The following is a 2,808-nucleotide window of genomic DNA, read 5'->3' as shown; positions in this document are numbered from 1 at the left end:
CGCGCCGGCGGCGTGCGCGGCCTGCTGGGCGGGTGAGGGCCGGTCGCGGCGGGCCCGCTCAGCGCAGCGCGCGGAAGAAGGCGCGCACGTCGTCGATGAGCAGTCCGGGTTCCTCCATCGCCAGGAAGTGGCCGCCCCGGTCGAGTTCGGTCCAGCGCACGACGTTGTGGTCGCGCTCGGCCCAGCGGTGGACGGTCACGTCGTGGGCGGAGACGAGCACGCCGGTGGGCACGGTTGCGCGGGAGGCTGCGTCCCAGGCGGTGGAGGGTTCATCGCGGTCCGTGCCGTCCGCGGCCCCCGTGCCGTCGGTGCCGGTGGCGTCGCTCCAGGTGGCGGCGGAGATCTCTTCGTAGTAGATCTGCGCCGCCGATCCGGCGGTGCCGGTCAGCCAGTACAGCGAGACGTCGGTCAGGATGCGGTCGCGGTCGACGGCGTCCTCGGGCAGTGCTTCTTCGGGGTGGGTGAGCTCCTTGAACTTCTCCACGATCCAGGCGAGCTGGCCCACGGGGGAGTCGTGCAGCCCGTAGGCCACGGTCTGCGGCCGTTTGGAGTTGCACTGCAGGTAGCCGTCGTTGAAGTCCTGCATGGCCTGCCAGCGGCGCTGCTCGGTCTCCGACAGGCCGTCCGTCTCGCCCTCGGCGCCGATCGGGAAGGCGAGCAGGGCGTTGAGGTGGATGCCGATGACGCGGTCGGGGGCCTGCCCGCCGAGGTGGGGGGCCACCCACGAGCCGGTGTCGTAGCCCTGCACGCCGTAGCGGTCGTAGCCGAGCAGCTCCATCAGCTGCACCAGCACCGCGGCCATCCTGGCGGCGTTCATGCCGGGTCCGGCCAGCGGAGTGGAGAAGCCGAAGCCGGGCAGGGACGGGACGACCAGGTGGAAGGCGTCGGCGGGGTCGCCGCCGTGCGCGCGGGGGTCCGACAGCGGGCCGATGACGTCGAGGAAGTCCACGAAACCGCCGGGCCAGCCGTGCAGCAGCAGCAGCGGGGTGGCGCCGGGTTCGGGGGAGCGTACGTGCAGGAAGTGGAGGTTCTGCCCGTCGACGGCGGTGAGGTACTGCGGGTGGGTGTTGAGGGCGGTCTCGTGCTTGCGCCAGTCGTAGCCGGTGCGCCAGTGTTCGGCCAGTTCCCGCAGGTAGGCCAGGGGTACTCCGCGGCTCCAGCCGACGCCGGGCAGTTCGTCGGGCCATCGGGTGGCGGCCAGGCGGGCGTTCAGGTCGTCGAGCCGCGCCTGGGGGACGTCGATGCGGAAGGGGCGGATCCCGGGCCGGGGTCCGGCATCGGTCTCGGTGCGGGTCTCGGGGGCGGCGGTGTGGTGCGGGTTCGTCATGCCGGTGAAGCTACGAGGCCCTTAGGACGGATCCGGTCCTAAGGGTCCGGCAGTCTTGAAGACATGGTGGACACCTCCGCGCGGCTGCTCCGGCTGCTGTCGCTCCTGCAGACCCGCCGCGAGTGGTCGGGCGCCGAGCTCGCCGGTCGGCTGGAGGTCACCGTGCGCACGGTCCGCAGGGACGTGGAACGGCTGCGCGGGCTCGGCTACCCGGTGCACGCCACGCAGGGCAGCGCCGGTTACCGGCTGGGGGCGGGCGGGGTGCTGCCGCCGCTGCTGCTGGACGACGACGAGGCGGTCGCGGTGGCGGTGGGGCTGCGCACGGCGGCGGGCGGTTCGGTCGCCGGGATCGAGGAGACGTCGCTGCGGGCGCTGGCCAAGCTCGAGCAGGTGCTGCCGTCTCGGCTGCGGCACCGGGTCGACACGCTGAACGCGGCGACCGTGCGGGTCGGCGGCACCGGGCCCGAGGTGAGTCCGGAGGCGCTGATGGCGGTCGCCGAGGCCTGCCGCCGCCGCGAGCGGCTGCGCTTCGACTACACCGGCCCGCACGGTGATGAGACGCTCCGGTGCGTCGAGCCGTACCGCCTGGTCAGTTTCGACCGGCACTGGTATCTCGTGGCCTGGGACACCGGCCGCGACGACTGGCGTACCTTCCGGGTGGACCGGCTGGTGCCCCGCACGCCCACCGGCCCGCGCTTCGCGCCCCGGGACCCGCCGGACGGCGACGTGGCGGCCTACCTGGCGCGGCGGCTGTCGTGGCGGGCCTGGCCGTGGCAGGCGAGCGTGCTGCTGCACGTCCCGGCGGAGGCCGCGGCCGAGCGGGTCTGGCCGGGCATGGGCGTGCTCGAGGCGGTCGACGGGCGCAGCTGCCTGCTGCGCGTCGGCGCCGAGAGCCCCGCGGACCTGGTGTGGATGATCACTTCGGTCGGGGTCGGCTTCACCCTCGCCGAGGGTCCCGCCGAGCTCGCCGAGGAGTTGCGGGCCCACGCCGAGCGCTGCCTGCGGGCCGTGCGGGCGCGGGGCGTCGATGCGGAAGGGCCGGATTCCGGGCCGGGGTGATGTAGCGGGCCGGTGGGGCGGCCTTCAGTCGTCCCAGGCGGGGGAGAAGCGCGCCCGCCAGCCGCCGGGCAGCCGCACCGCCCGCCAGCCGGAGGCGTAGCGGGGCGGGGCGGTGCCCCGGTAGACCAGCAGCAGCCGATCGCCCGCGTCGAGGGCCCGCCGGACGGGGGCGGGCGGGGTGCGGGGGAAGTCGCGGACGAGTCCCCGCGAGCGGCAGCCCAGCAGGTAGCCGATCTGGACGCCGGACTGGCCGTAGACCGTGCACGGGGCCCGCACGCCCAGGCGGCGCAGTTCCTCGGTGGCCAGCCGTACCCGCTCGCGGCCCTCGTAGGCGATGGCCGACATGCGGTGCGCGTAGGCGCCCTGGAGCGCCAGGTGGGCCAGCAGCCCGGCGGCGGTGAGCGCGGCGGCGGGGCGCAGCG

The 2,808-nt window shown here is 74.9% G+C and carries 3 protein-coding genes; 1 reads left to right on the top strand and 2 read right to left on the bottom strand.

Features of this window, described 5'->3' with window-relative positions:
* Positions 1-58: 58 nt before the first annotated feature.
* Positions 59-1,327 carry an epoxide hydrolase family protein gene (locus ACWJ6R_RS33940; RefSeq protein WP_449066139.1) on the bottom strand — a complete coding sequence of 423 codons (1,269 nt, stop codon included), beginning with the start codon at positions 1,325-1,327 and terminating at the stop codon, positions 59-61.
* Between the two features lie 63 nt (positions 1,328-1,390).
* Here ACWJ6R_RS33940 and ACWJ6R_RS33935 point away from each other — a divergent pair, with 63 nt between their 5' ends.
* A complete protein-coding gene (locus ACWJ6R_RS33935) occupies positions 1,391-2,386 on the top strand; it encodes a helix-turn-helix transcriptional regulator (RefSeq protein WP_449066138.1) in 996 nt (331 codons plus the stop codon).
* Between the two features lie 24 nt (positions 2,387-2,410).
* On the opposite strand, the gene ACWJ6R_RS33930 is transcribed toward ACWJ6R_RS33935, so the two are convergent.
* Positions 2,411-2,808 (bottom strand): hypothetical protein (locus ACWJ6R_RS33930; protein WP_449066137.1); only part of this gene is annotated, 398 nt, incomplete at its 5' end.

This window comes from Planomonospora algeriensis, assembly GCF_977012225.1.
Note: the sequence above shows the minus strand (reverse complement) of the source record. Positions and strands in the feature narration are given on the sequence as shown.

Bases quoted from the DNA above. Each gene is read 5' to 3' on its own strand.
- ACWJ6R_RS33940 (WP_449066139.1), bottom strand. From the start codon at position 1,327: ATGACGAACCCGCACCACACCGCCGCCCCCGAGACCCGCACCGAGACC.
- ACWJ6R_RS33935 (WP_449066138.1), top strand. From the start codon at position 1,391: ATGGTGGACACCTCCGCGCGGCTGCTCCGGCTGCTGTCGCTCCTGCAG.